The sequence below is a fragment of the Streptomyces sp. G45 genome (genome assembly GCF_049542095.1).
Lineage (GTDB): Bacteria > Actinomycetota > Actinomycetes > Streptomycetales > Streptomycetaceae > Streptomyces.
In genome coordinates this window covers 8,536,902-8,553,011 of sequence record NZ_JBMUZU010000001.1, presented here as the reverse complement: position 1 = coordinate 8,553,011, position 16,110 = coordinate 8,536,902, and the positions used below count along the sequence as shown (strand labels likewise).

Sequence of the window (16,110 nt, the reverse complement as noted above, 5' to 3'; positions counted from 1 at the left end):
GGCACCGGTGCCGTCACTCCGTGATGGTGGGCGGGGTGCTCAGGAACGGGCGCACCTCCAGCCACTCGTGGATCGGCCTGCCGCCCGCGCCGGGGGCGGCCGACAGCTCCCCGGCCAGCTCGACCGCCCGCTCGTGGCTGTCGACGTCGACCACCATCCACCCGGCGATGAGGTCCTTGGTCTCGGCGAACGGCCCGTCGGTGACCGGCGGGCGCCCCTGGCCGTCGTAGCGGACCCAGGTGCCCTCGGGGGCGAGCGCCTGGGCGTCGACGAACTCGCCGGTCTTCTCCAGGCGGTCCGCGAAGTCCAGCATGAACCGCACGTGCGCGGAGATCTCCTCCGGTGTCCACCGGTCCATCGGAACGTCGTTCACCGCGGCCGGGGCGCCGCGGTAGTGCTTCAGGAGCAGGTACTTGGCCATGGTGTTCTCCCTGGTGCTGGTGCGGCCCATTGTGGTCGCGCTCACCCCGGGGACGGAGCCGGTCACGGGTTCTCGACATCGTTTCGGAGATTGTCCCAGGACTTCCGCGCGGGCGGACCTCGCGCGTGGGGAGGATGCCCCGCCCCGGTCCGGAGGGAGAAGCTCCGGTCCGCTCAACGGAACGGTTTCCGCTGGGCGGAACCGCAGTGGTCGCGGAGCGGAAGAGCCGGGCAGGGTGAGGTCCGCGCCGGGCAGCTCGGCCCGGCGCTCACCGCTACGCAAGGAGAGTGAGCGTTCATGACCGCTCGACTCAAGGCAGTCGGCCTCGCCACCGCCGTCATCGCTGCCGTCGGCTGCGCCACCGCCGCGTCGGCGACGTCCGGCTCCGACAGCGCCGCCGCGCCCAAGCCCCAGCCGAGGATCGTCAAGGCGCGGGTGGCGCAGGCCGGAACCCCGGTCTCCGGCAACCCCGTGACCGTGAACCCCGGGCAGAACGGCCTGTCGGTCGCGACCTGCCCCTCGGGCAAGGCGCCGACGGGCGGCGGCGGGAACACCAGCGGCTACGACATCTTCTTCACGGATTCCTACGCGTCCGGCTCCAGCTGGATCATCCGCGGCACCAACAAGGGCACCACGGCGCAGAACCTGACGGCCTTCGTGCTCTGCCAGTAGCGGCGGCGGCCCGCCACCGCGCGGTCCCCGGGGCCGATACCCGGCTGACACAATTCCGCGCGCTGCCGGATGCACGGCCCTGATCGGCTGGATGCGCGCCTCTCGGAAGCTGGGGGCGTACGCGGTGATCACCGCGTACGCCCGGCCTGGAGAGGTGGCGTGAGGTGCCGTGAGGTGGCGTTCGGTGCGTGGGTGTCAGTGGGTGGGTGCGCGGTGGCGTGCCGCGCGAGCGGGCGGGGTGCTCGGGGACGGCCGCCCGTCCCGGGGCAAGGTGGCGTGCGGCGCGGCGGCGGCGCTGCTCGTGGCCGGGGTGGCCGGCTGGATCGGCCTGCCCGGCGGGAGCGACGGCGCCGTGGGCACGACGGACCGCCCCGGGGTGACCGCGGCGGGCCGTGCCGTGGCGGAGCGGCTCGACCTGCCGTGGCCCCGGGAGGGCCAGGCGAGCGTCGCGGTCGAGGGCGTCGGCGGCCTCGGCGGCTCGGGCAGCCCGCGGCCGGTGCCGATCGCGAGCGTCACCAAGGTCATGACGGCGTACGTGATCCTCAAGGAGCACCCGCTGCGCGACGGGGAACAAGGCCCCCGGATCACCGTCGACGCGGCCGCCGCGCGGGAGTCCCACTCGCTCAGCGAGTCCACCGCGCCGCTCCGCGAGGGCCAGCGCCTCACCCAGCGCAAGCTCCTGGAGCTGCTGCTGCTCCCGTCGGGCAACAACGTCGCCCGCCTCCTCGCCCGCTGGGACGCCGGAAGCCAGGCCGCGTTCGTCGCGAAGATGAACCGGACGGCCGCGGGCCTCGGCATGACCCGCACCACGTACACCGGTGCGAGCGGCGTCGAGCCCACCACCACGAGCACCGCCGACGACCAGCTCAGGCTCGCCCGCCGGGCCGTGCGGGAGCCGGTGCTGCGCGCCGTGGCCGCCCAGCGCGACACCACGGTCCCGGGCGTGCCCGGCAGGATCGCCAACACCAACCGGCTGCTCGACAAGCCCGGAGTGGTCGGGCTCAAGACCGGCTCCAGCACCCCGGCGGGCGGCAATCTGATGTGGGCCGCCGAGGCCGGGTCCGGCGCGCGGCAGCACCTCGTGCTCGGCGTGGTCCTCGGCCAGCGCCCCCACACCACGCCCGCGGAGGGCCTGGCGGCCGCCTTCGAGACGAGCGGCGCCCTCATCGACTCCGTGCGGCGGGGCCTTCCGGCGGCGCTCGGCGCCGCGAAGGGCGCGGCGTCGTGACCGCGCTGCTCGACCGCGCGGGCGACAGCGCCGGGAACCGCACGGCGCAGGGCGCGACGGCCCCGTCCACCGCGGCCCGCGTCCGCGCCCGGCTGCGGCGGGCCCGCCGCGCGAGCGGCGGCGACCGGAGCGGCGGCGACCGCTGGCGCCGGGGGCGGCTCATCGCCCTGGCCGCCGTCCTGGTCGCGCTCCTCATGCTGGGCCACGCCCGGGTGCCGAACGGGTTCGGCCGCCTCGGCAGCCTCCTGGAGACGTTCCTGCCGTGGCTCGGCGTGAGCGTGCCGCTGCTGCTGCTCCTGGCGGCGGTGCGGCGGTCCGCCACCGCCGGGGTGGCCGTGCTGGCCCCGGCCGTGGTGTGGTGCTCGCTGTTCGGCGGCCTGCTCCTGGACAAGCGCTCCGAGCGCTCCGGCGGGGACGTCACCGTCGTCAGCCACAACGTCAACGACGAGAACCCCGACCCCGCCGGGACCGCCCGTGCCCTGGCCGCGTCGGGCGCCGGGATCGTCGCCCTGGAGGAGCTGTCGCCGCGCACGGCACCGGCGTACGAGCGGGCGCTGGCCGCCTCCTACCCGTACCACCGGGTGCTCGGCACGGTCGGGCTGTGGAGCGCCTACCCGCTGCGCGCGGTGCGGCCGGTCGCGATCATGCCGTGGACGCGGGCGCTGCGGGCCACCGCCGACACGCCGAAGGGGCCGCTCGCGGTGTACGTGGCGCACCTCGCGTCGGTCCGGGTGCGCCCCGGCACCGGCTTCGCCACGGCCCGGCGGGACGAGGCGGCCCGCGAGCTCGCCGCCGCGGTGCGGGCGGAGCCGCTGCGCCGGGTCGTGGTGGTGGGCGACCTCAACGGCACGACCGACGACCGGGCGCTGCGCCCGCTCACCGCGCAGGTGCGCTCCGCGCAGCGGGAGGCGGGCGACGGCTTCGGCTTCACGTGGCCCGCGGCGTTCCCGGTGGCCCGCATCGACCAGGTCCTGGTCCGGGGCGTCACGCCGGTGTCGTCGTGGACGCTGCCGCGCACCGGCAGCGACCACCTGCCCGTAGCGGCCGCCCTGCGCCTGTGACCCCCGCGCCAGCGGTTACCGTCTGCACCAGCGGACCCTCTCGCGCCCCCGGCCGGGCACCCACGCTCCCGGCCGCGCGCGAGGCCCGCCCCCGTACGAATCAACCCCCCAGGTGACGTGATGCGACAGCGCGACAGCCAACCGGCGCGGCGACCGGGACGGCACGACGGCGACGCCGCGGCCCCCGTGCACGTGCTGCTCGTCGAGGACGACGAAGCGATCCGCCGGTCGGTCGGCATGGCCCTCGAACGGTACGGCTACCGCGTGTCCGCGGCGCCGGACGGCCTGACCGGCCTGGAGATGTTCCGGGAGGAGCGGCACGACCTGCTGCTGCTCGACATCATGCTGCCGCACCTGGACGGCATCGGCCTGTGCTGCCGGGTCCGCGAGACCAGCCAGGCCCCGATCCTGATGATGTCCGCCCGGGGCGACTCCCCGGACGTGGTGGCCGGTCTGGAGGCGGGGCGGACGACTACGTCGTCAAGCCCGTCGACACCACCGTCCTCGTCGCCCGCATCCGCACGCTGCTGCGCCGCGCCACGTTCGCCGCGCCCGCCGCGGCCGCGGCGCCCGCCGAGGACGGCGCCGTGCTGGCGTTCCGGGACCTCAGCGTCGACACCCGGGGCCTTGAGGTGCGCAGGGACGGGCGGCTCGTCGCGCTCACGCCCACCGAGCTGCGGCTGCTCCTTGAGTTCGTGGCCGCGCCCGGCATCGCCCTGGAGCGGCAGACGCTGCTGCGCAAGGTGTGGGACTACGGCTGGGACGGCGACAGCCGGGTCGTCGACCTGACCGTGCAGCGGCTGCGCCGGAAGATCGGCGCCGAGCACATCGAGACGGTGCGCGGCTTCGGCTACAAGTTCCGCCGCTGACATGGGCCCCACGACCGACCCCGCCCAGGGCACGGAGCCCGCTCGGGACCGGCGCGCCGCCGCCCGCTGGGCCGCCGCCAGTGCCCGCGCGCTGCGCCGCCTCGCCGACCCCCGCTCGCTGCGCTGGAAGATCGCCGCCGGTGTCGCCGCCGCGGCCTGCGCGATGGCGGTGGGCATCGGCTTCCTCGTGCACCAGACCAGCGCGGACCGCTATATGAACGTCGGCCGCTCCGACGCCCTGCGCGAACTCGGCGACGCCGAGACCGAGTTCCGCAGGGCGCTGTCAGCGGGCCGGGACCCCGCCGCGCCCACCGACGCCTACGCGGTCGGCGACAAGGTGCCCGACGAGGTGCGGCGGCGGCTCGGCGCCTCCTCGGGCCCGGTGACGTGGTACGACACGCGCAGACCGCTCCAGGGGCCGTTCATGTGGGCGGCGACCCGCATGGACGACCCCGGCGCCACCGTGGTGGCCGTCTCCGTGTACCTGGGCAGCGAGCTGCGCAGCCTCCAGGCCCTGGACCGCCACATCAGGTACGCGGCCGTCGCCACCCTCGCCGTCGTCGTGCCGGTCACGCTGCTCGCCGCCGAGCTGGTGCTGCGGCGCCTGCGCCGGGTCGCGGGCACGGCCCGGCGCATCAGGAACGGCTCCCTGGACGCGCGCACCGGCGGCCGCCGCCGCGATGAGATCGGCGAGATCTCCCTGGCCGTCGACCACATGGCGGACGCACTCCAGGACCGGCTGCGCGGGGAGCAGCGCTTCACCGCCGACGTCGCCCACGAGCTGCGCACCCCGCTCGCCGGTCTCGTCACGTCCGCCTCGCTGCTGCCGGAGGGCGAGGCCACCGACCTCGTACGGGACCGGGTGCGGGTGCTGCGCGGCCTGGTGGACGACCTGCTTGAGATCTCCCGGCTCGACGCGGGGGCCGAGCGGGCCGACACCCAGCGGGTGCCGCTCGGTGACCTGGTCACGGAGTCCGTACGGCGCACGGGCCTGGACACGCGGATCACGGTCGTCGGCGCTCCGGTGGCCCGCACCGACCCGCGCCGCCTGGACCGCGTCGTCACCAACCTGGTCGTCAACGCCCACCGGCACGGCGGCCCGCCGGTCGAGGTCACCGTGGACGGCGCCGCCATCGTCGTACGCGACCACGGCCCCGGCTTCCCCCAGGACCTGCTGGACCACGGCCCGCAGCGCTTCCGCACCGGCGCCGCCGAGCGCGGCCACGGGCACGGCCTCGGCCTGACCATCGCCTTCGGACAGGCCGGGGTGATCGGCGCGCGGGTGGCGCTGGCGAACGCTAAGCCGCGGGGGGCCGTCGCCACCGTGGAGCTGCCGCCCGCGTGACGCCCCCTCAGGGCCGGTGCGGGCTCCGGGCCCGCGTCGCGAGCAGCGCGCCCAGGGCGCAGGGCGCGAGCAGCAGGGCGAACGCGGCGCCGTAGCCCACGGCGTCCGCCGCGTGGGCGGCGAGGGTGGCGTTGAACAGGGCGGAGGCGAGGCCGAGGACGGTCACCTGCCCCAGGTTCTGGCTGGTCTGCATCGCGCCGCTGGCGTACCCGTGGCGCCCCGCGCCGCTGTGGGCGAGCGACAGGACGGTGAGCGACGGGGCGTACAGGCCCATGCCGACGGCGGCGACGACCATGGCCGACGCGGCGGTGTACGCGGGCGTCGCGGGCAGCGTCCCGGCGATGGCGAGCCCGGCCGCCGCCGCCTGCGTCAGCGCACCGGCGGCGACCAGGCGGTGGCGCGGCGCCCGCTCCAGGAGGCGGCCCTGCACCCAGGACGAACCGGCCCAGGCCACGGCCGCGCCGGTGAAGGCCAGGCCGATCACCACCGGGGGCGCGCCCCGTTCGGTGACCAGCAGCAGCGGTACGTACGCCTCCAGCGTGAAGAACACGCCCGAGCCGAGTCCGCACAGCAGGACCGTGGTCGGCAGTCCGCGCCCGGCGCGCCAGGTGCGGGGCGGCAGCAGGCGGGTGGCGAACACCGCGAGCAGCGCGAACCCGGCGGCCGCGCACAGCAGGTGGCGGGCGTTCCAGCCGGAGACGCCGTACTGGCCGAGGGCGGCGCCGAGGCTCACCGCGGTGGCGACGAGCAGCGCGGGGCGCGGTGCCCGCTCGGCCTCCGGCGGGGCCGCGGCGGACCAGGAGGGGCCGCGCAGCACGGCCACCACGGCGAGCGCGGGCAGCGCGGTGAGGGCGGCGAGGCCGAGGAACACCGCGCGCCAGGACCACCACTCCGACACGAGCCCCGCCAGCGGCGGGCCGACCAGCGACGGCACGATCCAGCAGGTGCTCATCAGGGCGAGCACGCGCGGCCGGAGCCGGTCGGGGTAGGCCTGGCCGATCGCGGTGTTGATCGCGACGGCGACCATGCCGCCCGCGAGCCCGTCGAGGAACCGCCCGGCGGCGAGCTGCCAGATCGACGTGCTGGCGCCGGACACCAGCAGGGTGGCCACCGCGAGCAGCAGGCCCGCGGCCAGCGGCCGCTGCGCCCCGGCACGGTCGGCCCAGTGCCCGCCGACCACGCCGCCGAGCAGCCCGGCGGCGACGAAGCACCCCGCCACCAGCGGGAACAGTGCCACCCCGTCCAGGTCTCGCGCGGCCGTCGGCAGCGTGGGCACCACGGCGAGCGCGGCGAGCCCGGTCAGGAACATCACCGCGGCGAAACAGGTCGTCGCGGCGGCGTAGGGCCCGGAGAACAGCCCGCCCCCGCCCCGCTCCCCCGGGCGCTCGACCGCCCGCGCGCCACTCGTCAAGGTTTCCGGATCACGCGTCACGCCCGCCGAAGCTAGGCGCGGACCGCACCTGGACGCCACCGGTTTTGCCGCCGCTCCTGGACGCCACCGGTTCTGCCAGCGCACCCGGACGCCACCGGTTCTGCCCCCCGCTCCCGGCCGCACCCGCTGTCATCGCGTCAACCCGGGTGTCCATGACGCCCGTTCCCTACCCTCTTCACCGATCCGCCCCGATACTTCCTCGCAGCCGCCCCCACTCCGTCAGAGGAGCCGCCCCCTCTCGCCCCCTCACCCCCGAGGAGCCCCGCATGGACCAGCACCCGATCCTCGTCCTGGACCCCACCGGCCGCGACCGGCACCGCGAGAGCGCCGAGCTGCGGGCCCGGGGCCCCGTCACCCGCGTCGACGTGCTCGGCGTCGAGGCGTGGGCGGTCAGCGACCCGGGGCTGCTCAGGGCGCTGCTCACGGACCCGCGGGTGTCCAAGGACCCCCGGCGGCACTGGCCCCGGTTCCCGCAGGACATCGTCGGGCGGTGGCCGCTGGCGCTGTGGGTGGCGGTGGAGAGCATGTTCACGGCGTTCGGCGGGGACCACCGGCGGCTGCGCCGCCTGGTCGGCCCGGCCTTCGCGCCCCGCCGCGTCGCCCGGCTCGCCCCGGCCGTCGAGCGCCTGGTCGACGCCCTCCTCGACGACCTGGCCGCCACCGCCCGCCAGGAGCCGGGGCGCCCCGTCGACCTGCGGGAACACTTCGCGTACCCGCTGCCGATCCGTGTGATCGGGGACATCCTGGGCCTGCCCGAGAGCACCCGGGCGGCCTTCCGCCGCCTGGTCGACGGCGTCTTCGACACCACGCTCAGCGCCACCGCGGCCGACGCCAACACCGAGGGCCTGTACGCGATCCTGTCGGACCTGCTCGCCGCCAAGCGGGCCGAGCCGGGCGACGACATGACCTCCGCCCTCATCGCCGCCCGCGACGAGGACGGCTCCGCGCTCACCGAGCAGGAGCTCGCCGACACGCTGCTGCTCATCGTCGGCGCGGGCTACGAGACCACCGTGAACCTCATCGACCAGTGCGTCACGGCGCTGCTCGGCCACCCCGAGCAGCTCGCCCGGGTGTGCTCCGGACAGGCCGGGTGGAGCGCCGTCGTCGAGGAGGCCCTGCGCTACGAGGCCCCCGTCGCCCATCTGCCCCTGCGCTACGCCGTCGAGGACATCCCGCTCCCCCACGGCCCGGTCCTCCGCGCGGGCGAGGCCATCCTCGCCTCGTACGCGGCGGCCGGGCGGGACCCGGCGGTGTACGGGCCCACCGCCGACGCCTTCGACGTGTGCCGCGCCGACACCTCGCACCTGGCCTTCGGCCACGGCGCGCACGTCTGCCTCGGCGCGGCGCTCGCCCGCCTGGAGGCCGGGACCGCGCTGCGCCGCCTGTTCACCCGGTTCCCGCGGCTGGCGCTCGCCGTGCCCGTCGACGCGCTGCGCCCCGTCCCTTCGCTCATCTCCAACGGCCACCGCGAACTGCCCGTCCTGCTCGGCCCCGAGGCGCCGCCGCCCCGCCGAAACTGACTGGCCGCGCCGGGGCGGCCCCGCCTACGGTCGGCCCATGGCCGACGAGAGCTTCACCCACCCCCGGCTCGCCGCGATCTACGACGCGCTCGAAGCCGACCGGGGCGACCTGGACGCGTACGACCGCGTGGCCCGGGAGTTCGACGCCCGGCGCGTGCTCGACATCGGCTGCGGGACGGGGGTGTTCGCGCTGCGGCTCGCGGCGCGGGGCGTCGAGGCCGTCGGCGTCGACCCCGCCGCCGCCTCCCTCGACGTGGCGCGCGGCAAGCCGGGCGCCGAGCGGGTGCGCTGGATCCACGGGGACGCGCGGACCCTGCCGCCGCTGCGCGTGGACCTCGCCACGATGACCGGGAACGCCGCCCAGCAGATCACCGGCCATCAGCAGTGGCACGACACCCTGCGCGGCGCCCACGACGCTCTGCGGCCCGGCGGGCGCCTGGTGTTCGAAACCCGCGATCCGGCGCGGCGCGCCTGGGAGGGCTGGACCCGGGAGGCGACGCACGCGGTGACCGAGGTGCCGGGCGTCGGCGGCGTCGAGAGCTGGACGGAACTGCGGGACGTGAGCTGGCCGTTGGTGACGTTCCGCTCGACCTATGTGTTCGCCGCCGACGGGCACGTGCTCACCTCGGACTCGACGCTGCGCTTCCGCGAGCGCGCGGAGGTGGAGGCGGATCTCGCCGCGCGGGGGTTCGCGGTGGAGGACGTGCGGGACGCCCCCGACCGTCCGGGCCGCGAGTTCGTCTTCGTCGCGCGCCGCCCCCAGGACGCCTGACCCGCGCCCCGGCCCGTCCCGGGCCCCGGGGCCGGTGCGGGGGTACGGGGCCGTACGAGGATCATGTACGGGTGACCCGCATTCTGACCCGAAGTGATCTGCGCCAGGTGCTCGAACCCGGGGCCTGCCTCGACGCGCTGCGCGACGGCTTCGGCCGCGCGCCCGCCCCGGTGCCCGGCCAGCGCGTGCGGACCGACCTGCCCTTCCCCGGTACGGCGACCGCGCTGATCCCCGGGCTGCTGCCCGGCGTCGAGGCGTACACGGTGAAGGTGAACGCCAAGTTCCCCGGGGCCCGCCCCGCCCTGCGCGGGACGATCTGCCTGCACAGCGGCGCGGACGGGGAGCTGCTGGCCCTGGTGGACTCCGCGACCGTCACCGCGTGGCGCACCGGCCTCGCCGCCGCCCTCGGCACGCACGCGCTCGCCGCCCCCGCGGACGACGCGGTGCTCGGCGTGGTCGGGGCGGGCGCGCAGGCCGACCTGATGGTGCGCGGCCTGCGCACCCTGCGGCGCCACCGGGACCTCGTCGTCCACGACACGGACGCGGAGCGGGCCACGGCGTTCGCCGCGCGCCACGGCGGCCGTGTCCTGCCGTCCGCGGCTGCGGTCGCGGCGGCGGCCGACACCGTCCTGCTCGCCACCTGGTCCCGCGCGCCGCTGCTGCGCCTCGCGGACACCCGGCCGGGCCAGCACCTCACGAGCCTGGGCGCCGACGAGCCCGGCAAGCAGGAACTCGCCGCCGACCTCCTCGCCGCGGCGCTCCTCGTGGTCGACGACCGCGAACTCGCCGCCGACATGGGCGCCCTGGCCGCCGCCGGGCTCCCGGCCACCGCCGCCGACGCCACGCTCGGCGACGTGCTGCGCGGCGACCACCCGGGGCGCACGGCCGCCACGCACCGCTCCGTGTACGCGCCCGTGGGCCTGCCCTGGCAGGACCTCGCGCTGACCTGGGCCGCGTACCAGCGGGCGGAGCGCCTGGGCCTCGGCCAGGAGGTCGACCTGCTCTCCTGAGCCGGGGCCGGGCGCCAGGGCCGGGTTCCGTCCCCTGGCCCAGCTCGGTCAGTCGTCTCCGAACGCCGAGCCGGTTCAGCCCGTGGCCCCCGTGCGCCGCCACCGCTCGGCCAGCAGCCCGTACAGCAGGTCGTCGGTCCACTCGCCCTTGAGCCAGGTGAACTGGGGGCGCAGCCCCTCCCGTACGAAGCCCACGCGCTCCAGGAGGCGGGCCGAGCGGAGGTTGCGGGCGTCGCACACGGCGGAGACGCGGTGCAGTCCGCGCCGTTCGAACAGGTCCCGCAGCAGCGCGCGCAGGGCCTCGGTGGCGTAGCCGTGGCCCTGGTGCTCGGGGGCGAAGGTGTAGCCGACGTCGGCCTGCATGCCGTTGTCGTGCAGGTGCACCGCCACGTCGCCGATGAGGCCGGGAGCGGCCTTGCGGTCGACGGCGTACTGGAACCAGCCGGGTCCCTCGGGGTCCTCCGCGCCGTAGCGGGCGACGAGCGCGGCGGCGTCCTCGGCCGACACGGGCGCGGTCCAGCTCTGGTAGCGGGCGACGTCGGGGTGGGAGCGGTAGGCGGTGAACACCGGGACGTCGGCGGGGGTGAAGCGGCGCAGGCGCAGGCGGGGCGTTTCCAGGAGCATCGGGTGAGTGTGCCACCGGCGGGTGTGGCCGCTCCACGGGTTTTGCCACGGGCCCGCGCCGCTCCCTGCGGCCCGCCGTCCGCGCGGGGCGGCGGGCCGTCTCCTTCGGGGTGGTTCGTGCCGTGTGCGTCAGTACACGTTCACGCCGTACGCCGACAGCGCCTCGCGGACCGGCTGGTGGATGGCGGAGCCGTTGGTGCCGGTGCAGCCCGAGCTGCCGGAGTGGATGCCGAGGGCGACGGTGCCCGCGAAGTGGGCGCCGCCGCTGTCGCCACCGGCGGAGCAGGCGGTGGTGCGGACCATGCCGTAGACGGGGCCGTCGCCGTAGTTCACGGTGACGTTGACGGCGGTCACGGTGCCGCTGGTGACCTTGGTGGTGGACCCGCTCTTCTTGAGCGACTGGCCGACGACCGCGTCGGCGGCGGAGGAGATCTCCTGGTAGCCGCCGTTGTAGAGGTTGACGTTGCCAGCCGGGGACGAGCCGTTGGTGTAGCGCACGAGGCCGTAGTCGTTGGTCGGGAAGCTGGTGCCCTCCCGGACGCCGATGACCGAACCGCCGGAGGTGGCGGACCAGTTGGCGCTGATGTTGGTGCAGTGCCCGGCGGTGACGAAGTAGCGCGTGGTGCCCTTGGCGACGTTGAAGGCGGCCGAGCAGCGGGAGCCGCCGCCGTAGATGGCGTCGCCGCCCGCGACCTCGCGGCGGAAGGTGCCGGGCACGCGGGTGACCTTCACGGCGCCGTCGAGCGAGGCGGCGACGCGGCGCAGCCGGGCCAGATCGCGCGCGGAGACGGTCCGGTCGGCCTGGACGGCCACCTGGTTGCCGCGCGGGTCGATGCCCCAGGAGGTGCCGGTGATCTTGGCGCGGGACTCCAACGCGGCCATGGCGGCGTCGAGTTGGGCGGCGCCGCGCCGCACCTTCCTGGGGGTCGCGCCGGTCGCGCGGACGCGGTCGGCGGCGGCGTCGGTGGTGACGGTGACGACCAGCTTTCCGGTCTTCCGGTCGAGGTAGGTACCGGCGCTGTCGGCGCCCAGCTGCCGCTGGACCTGGGCGTTGAGGGCGTTGACCTGGGTGGGCGCCGGGGCCGGTTCGCCCTGCGCGCCCGCGGGGGCGGCGCCGAGGGCGAGGGATCCGGCGGCGAGGACGACGGACAGGGCGAGGCGCGCACGGGTGGTGCGTCTCATGTGGGGGGTCTCCTTCGTCGGTGACGCGTGACGTACCGCGGTACGTGTGGGACGTACCGATCAGGAAAAATGTCATGCGCACGTCAATCCCGCAAGAGGCCGGGACCGCCCCTGTTTCCTGAGGTGCCGGGCTTTCCGGCGGAGTCGCACGCGGTCGCACGCGGCTTCCCGGCGGAGTCGCGCACGGGCCTGGCGACGGCCAAGCGCCAGCGGAGAAGCGGCACCGCACCAGCGCAAAAAGAAAGGGAAAGGAACCTGGCCGCTCCTTTCCACTTTCAACTTATAGCGCACAGGGGGGCTTGCGGCAAGGCCCCCTTCCTCCCGCACAATCACCGGCCTGATCCCCCAACCCCAAGAGAGTGCGGGAGTGCTGACGTGCGCGTACTGGTGTCGACCTACGGGTCGCGTGGAGACGTCGAGCCGCTGGCCGGGCTCGCGCGGCGGCTGCGGGAACTCGGCGCGGAGGTGCGGGTGTGCGCGCCGCCCGACGAGGACTTCGCCCTGCGCCTCGCCGAGGTCGGCGTGGAGCTGGTGCCGGTCGGTCCGTCGGCGCGCGAGCTGACGCTGGCGGCGCCGCCGCCCTCGTCCCTGCCCCGGTACGCGGCCGAGCTGATCGCCGCCCAGTTCGAGCGGGTGGCCCCGGCCGCCGAGGGCTGCGACGCGGTGGTGGCGACGGGCATGCTCCCCGCGGCGGCGGGCGCCCTGTCGGTGGCGGAGAAGCTGGGCGTCCCGGCGGTGTCGGTGTCCTTCCAGCAGCTCGACCTGCCGTCGCCGTACCACGCGCCGCTGGCCTACCCGGGCCGCCCGTTCCCGCCGAAGGAGAAGGACAACGACGTCCTGTGGGACCTGGACGTGGAGCACGTCAACGCGCTGTTCGGCGAGGCGCTCAACGGCAACCGGGCGGCGCACGGCCTGCCCCCGGTGGACAACGTGCGCGGCTATGTCGTCGGCGAGTGCCCCTGGCTGGCGACGGACCCGGTCCTCGACCCGTGGCGGGAGGTACCGGACCTGGAGGTCGTGCAGACCGGCGCGTGGATCCTGCCGGACGCGCGGCCGCTCCCGGCGGACCTCGTGGCGTTCCTGGACGCCGGGGCCCCGCCGGTGTACGTCGGCTTCGGCAGCATGCCGCTGCACGCGGCGCCGGACCTCGCCGAGGTCGCCCTGCGGGCGGTCCGCGCGCGGGGCCGCCGGGTGGTGCTGGCCCGCGGCTGGGCCGGGCTCGCCCCGGCCGTCGGCGGGGCCGACTGCTTCGTCGTCGGCGAGGTCAACCAGCAGGCCCTGTTCGCGCGGGTCGCCGCCGTCGTGCACCACGGCGGCGCGGGCACCACGACGACGGCCGCCCGGGCCGGTGCGGCGCAGGTCGTCGTGGCGCAGGCCGGGGACCAGCCGTACTGGGCCGAGCGCGTCGCCGCGCTCGGCGTCGGCGTGGCGCACGACGGTCCGGCCCCGACCGTGGAGTCCCTGTCGGCGGCCCTCGCATCGGCCCTGTCCACGGAGACCCGCGCCCGCGCGACCGGCGTGGCCGGGACGGTCCGCGCCGACGGGGCGACGGTGGCCGCGCACCGCCTGCTCGACCTGGTCGCCCGGGAGAGGCGCCCGGTGTCCGCCTAGCCAGGACGGGGCCCATCGAGGTCCGGACCCATCAAGGGCCGGGCCCAGCCACGACGGGCCGCCACACCCGTACGCGAGCACCCCACCCCCGTGACCCCCGTGGCCGCACACGACCTGAGAAACCCGGAGCTGACGGAGTGAATTCCCTGACCACCAGCGCGTTCGACCTGCCCGCCCGCCGCGCCGCCAAGGCCGACCCGGCCCTCATCGCCGACGACGAGCGGCACTTCGCGGCCATCGCGCGGTGTCTGGAGGAGTCGATCGCCGACGTGTCCGACCGGCTCACCGCCGCGCGCCGGGCCCCCGGCGGCACGGGCCGGGAGGCGATGGACCGGGACACCGAGATCCACCGGCTCACCGCACGGCTGCGCCTGCTGCGGCGCTTCGGCCTCGACCTGTGCCTCGGCCGCATGGTCGGCGAGGACGGCGCGGAGCCGGTGTACGTGGGGCGGCTCGGGCTGAAGGACAGCTCGGGGCGCCGTCTGCTGGTCGACTGGCGCTCCCCCGCCGCCGAGCCGTTCTTCGGCGCCACCCACGCCCGCCCGATGGGCCTCGCGAGCCGCCGCAGGTACCGCTGGTCCAAGGGCCGGATCAGCGACTACTGGGACGAGGTGTTCACCGCGGAGCGGATCGCGGGGCACGCCGCGCTCGACGACCAGTCCGCGTTCATCGCCAGCCTGGGCAGCGACCGCTCGCCACGGATGCGGGACGTGCTCGGCACGATCCAGGCCGACCAGGACGCCATCATCCGCGCGGGCTCCCGGGGCGCGCTCGTCGTCGACGGCGGCCCCGGCACCGGCAAGACCGTCGTCGCGCTGCACCGCTCCGCCTACCTGCTGTACTCCGACCCGCGCCTCGGCCGCCGCCGCGGCGGCGTCCTGTTCGTCGGCCCGCACCAGCCGTACCTCGGGTACGTCTCCGACGTGCTGCCGAGCCTCGGAGAGGAGGGCGTGCGGATCTGCACGCTGCGGGACCTCGTCCCCGAGGGCGCCGCGGCGGGCGTCGAGGCCGACCCGGAGGTGGCCCGCCTGAAGGCGTCCGCGGACCTGGTGCGGGCCGTCGAGACCGGCGTCCGCTTCTACGAGGAGCCGCCCGCCAAGGGCATGGCGGTGTCGACGCACTGGTCGGACGTCTGGCTGGACCCCGACGACTGGGCGGCGGCGTTCCAGGCGGCGGAGCCCGGCACGCCCCACAACGAGGCGCGCGACCAGGTCTGGGAGGAGCTGCTGACCATCCTCGTGGAGAAGCATGGCGAGGTCGGCGACGAGGACGGTGAGGTGTCCGCGGAGTCGCTGCGCCGGTCCCTGGCGCGCGACCGGGAACTGCTCACCGAGTTCAACCAGGCGTGGCCGCTGCTCGACGCGGCCGACCTGGTGGGCGACCTGTGGACGGTCCCCGCCTACCTGCGGATGTGCGCGCCCTGGCTGAGCCGCGAGGAGGTGCGGCGGCTCCAGCGCGCGGACGGGCAGGCCTGGACGGTGTCGGACCTGCCGCTGCTCGACGCGGCCCGGCAGCGGCTCGGCGACCCGCAGGCGTCCCGGCGGCGGCGCCGCCACGAGGCCGTGCTCGCCGCCCAGCGCGAGCGCATGGGCCAGGTCGTCGACAACCTCATCGAGGCCGCGTCCCACTCCGGCGCCGACGCGGACGACGGCGAGGGCCTGGTCACGATGCTGCGCGGCCGCGACGCCCAGGTCAGCCTGGTCGACGAGTCCGAACTCCAGCTCGCCGAACCGGACCTGCTCGCCGGGCCGTTCGCGCACGTCGTCGTGGACGAGGCGCAGGAACTCACCGACGCCGAGTGGCAGATGCTGCTGGCGCGCTGCCCGTCGCGCAGCTTCACCATCGTCGGGGACCGGGCGCAGGCCCGGCACGGGTTCACCGAGTCCTGGCGGGAGCGCCTGGAGCGCGTCGGGTTCGACCGGGTCGCCCTGGCCTCCCTGACCGTCAACTACCGTACGCCGGAGCAGATCATGGCCGAGGCGGAGCCGGTCATCCGGGCGGCGCTGCCGGACGCCAACGTGCCGACCTCCATCCGCACCGGTGACCTGCCCGTCGTCCACGGCTCGACCGCCGACCTGGGCGCGGTCCTCGACGGCTGGCTGGCCGCCCACGACGAGGGCACCGCCTGCGTCATCGGCGACCCGTCGTTCCGGCCGACGTCCCGGGTGCGCTCGCTGCCGCCCGAGCTGTCGAAGGGCCTGGAGTTCGACCTGGTGGTCCTGGTCGACCCGGAGCGGTTCGGCGAGGGCGACGAGGGCATCGCGGGCGCGGTCGACCGCTATGTCGCGATGACCCGGGCGACGCGGCAGCTGGTGATCCTGACCAGTCCCTGACGCGCCTCGGGGAGCCGGGCGGATGACCCG

General features: G+C 76.1%; 13 protein-coding genes and 1 pseudogene. 10 read left to right on the top strand and 4 right to left on the bottom strand.

What is annotated here, in order from left to right:
* Window positions 1-13 precede the first annotated feature (13 nt).
* A complete protein-coding gene (locus ACOBQU_RS36545) occupies window positions 14-421 on the bottom strand; it encodes a YciI family protein (RefSeq protein ID WP_423634953.1) in 408 nt (135 codons plus the stop codon).
* Between the two features lie 297 nt (window positions 422-718).
* Here ACOBQU_RS36545 and ACOBQU_RS36540 point away from each other — a divergent pair, with 297 nt between their 5' ends.
* The 5 genes and pseudogenes from ACOBQU_RS36540 to ACOBQU_RS36520 all read left to right on the top strand — a co-directional run bounded on the left by ACOBQU_RS36540 (window position 719) and on the right by ACOBQU_RS36520 (window position 5,596).
* Window positions 719-1,093: a hypothetical protein gene (locus ACOBQU_RS36540; protein WP_423633402.1), complete on the top strand. Its 375-nt coding sequence runs from the start codon at window positions 719-721 to the stop codon at window positions 1,091-1,093.
* 202 nt (window positions 1,094-1,295) lie between these two features.
* Window positions 1,296-2,321, top strand: coding sequence for a D-alanyl-D-alanine carboxypeptidase family protein (locus tag ACOBQU_RS36535; RefSeq protein WP_423633400.1), 1,026 nt, complete (start codon window positions 1,296-1,298; stop codon window positions 2,319-2,321).
* A gap of 92 nt (window positions 2,322-2,413) precedes the next feature.
* Complete coding sequence (locus ACOBQU_RS36530; RefSeq protein WP_423634951.1) at window positions 2,414-3,382, top strand: endonuclease/exonuclease/phosphatase family protein; 969 nt, start codon at window positions 2,414-2,416, stop codon at window positions 3,380-3,382.
* 120 nt (window positions 3,383-3,502) lie between these two features.
* Window positions 3,503-4,251, top strand: a pseudogene (gene cseB, locus ACOBQU_RS36525) (two-component system response regulator CseB).
* Window position 4,252: 1 nt separating this feature from the next.
* Window positions 4,253-5,596: a sensor histidine kinase gene (locus ACOBQU_RS36520; RefSeq protein ID WP_423633398.1), complete on the top strand. Its 1,344-nt coding sequence runs from the start codon at window positions 4,253-4,255 to the stop codon at window positions 5,594-5,596.
* Between the two features lie 7 nt (window positions 5,597-5,603).
* On the opposite strand, the gene ACOBQU_RS36515 is transcribed toward ACOBQU_RS36520, so the two are convergent.
* Window positions 5,604-6,905 carry an MFS transporter gene (locus ACOBQU_RS36515; protein WP_423634949.1) on the bottom strand — a complete coding sequence of 434 codons (1,302 nt, stop codon included), beginning with the start codon at window positions 6,903-6,905 and terminating at the stop codon, window positions 5,604-5,606.
* A gap of 389 nt (window positions 6,906-7,294) precedes the next feature.
* Between ACOBQU_RS36515 and ACOBQU_RS36510 the strand changes: the two genes are divergently transcribed.
* From ACOBQU_RS36510 to ACOBQU_RS36500, 3 genes are all read left to right on the top strand, one after another.
* Complete coding sequence (locus tag ACOBQU_RS36510) at window positions 7,295-8,548, top strand: cytochrome P450 family protein (RefSeq protein ID WP_423633396.1); 1,254 nt, start codon at window positions 7,295-7,297, stop codon at window positions 8,546-8,548.
* Window positions 8,549-8,585: 37 nt separating this feature from the next.
* Window positions 8,586-9,320 carry a class I SAM-dependent methyltransferase gene (locus ACOBQU_RS36505; protein WP_423633394.1) on the top strand — a complete coding sequence of 245 codons (735 nt, stop codon included), beginning with the start codon at window positions 8,586-8,588 and terminating at the stop codon, window positions 9,318-9,320.
* Window positions 9,321-9,391: 71 nt separating this feature from the next.
* Entirely contained in the window at window positions 9,392-10,330 is a 939-nt protein-coding gene (locus ACOBQU_RS36500; protein WP_423633392.1) for an ornithine cyclodeaminase family protein, read from the top strand.
* 75 nt (window positions 10,331-10,405) lie between these two features.
* Here ACOBQU_RS36500 and ACOBQU_RS36495 read toward each other — a convergent pair whose 3' ends face one another.
* Complete coding sequence (locus ACOBQU_RS36495) at window positions 10,406-10,954, bottom strand: GNAT family N-acetyltransferase (RefSeq protein WP_423633390.1); 549 nt, start codon at window positions 10,952-10,954, stop codon at window positions 10,406-10,408.
* Window positions 10,955-11,083: 129 nt separating this feature from the next.
* Complete coding sequence (locus tag ACOBQU_RS36490; protein WP_423633388.1) at window positions 11,084-12,136, bottom strand: S1 family peptidase; 1,053 nt, start codon at window positions 12,134-12,136, stop codon at window positions 11,084-11,086.
* Window positions 12,137-12,511: 375 nt separating this feature from the next.
* Between ACOBQU_RS36490 and ACOBQU_RS36485 the strand changes: the two genes are divergently transcribed.
* The gene (locus ACOBQU_RS36485; protein ID WP_423633387.1) at window positions 12,512-13,747 is read left to right on the top strand and encodes a glycosyltransferase; all 1,236 of its coding nucleotides are present in this window, start codon (window positions 12,512-12,514) and stop codon (window positions 13,745-13,747) included.
* A gap of 137 nt (window positions 13,748-13,884) precedes the next feature.
* On the top strand, window positions 13,885-16,080 hold the full coding sequence (gene helR, locus ACOBQU_RS36480; protein ID WP_423633385.1) for an RNA polymerase recycling motor ATPase HelR: 2,196 nt from the start codon (window positions 13,885-13,887) through the stop codon (window positions 16,078-16,080).
* The last annotated feature ends 30 nt before the right edge of the window (window positions 16,081-16,110 follow it).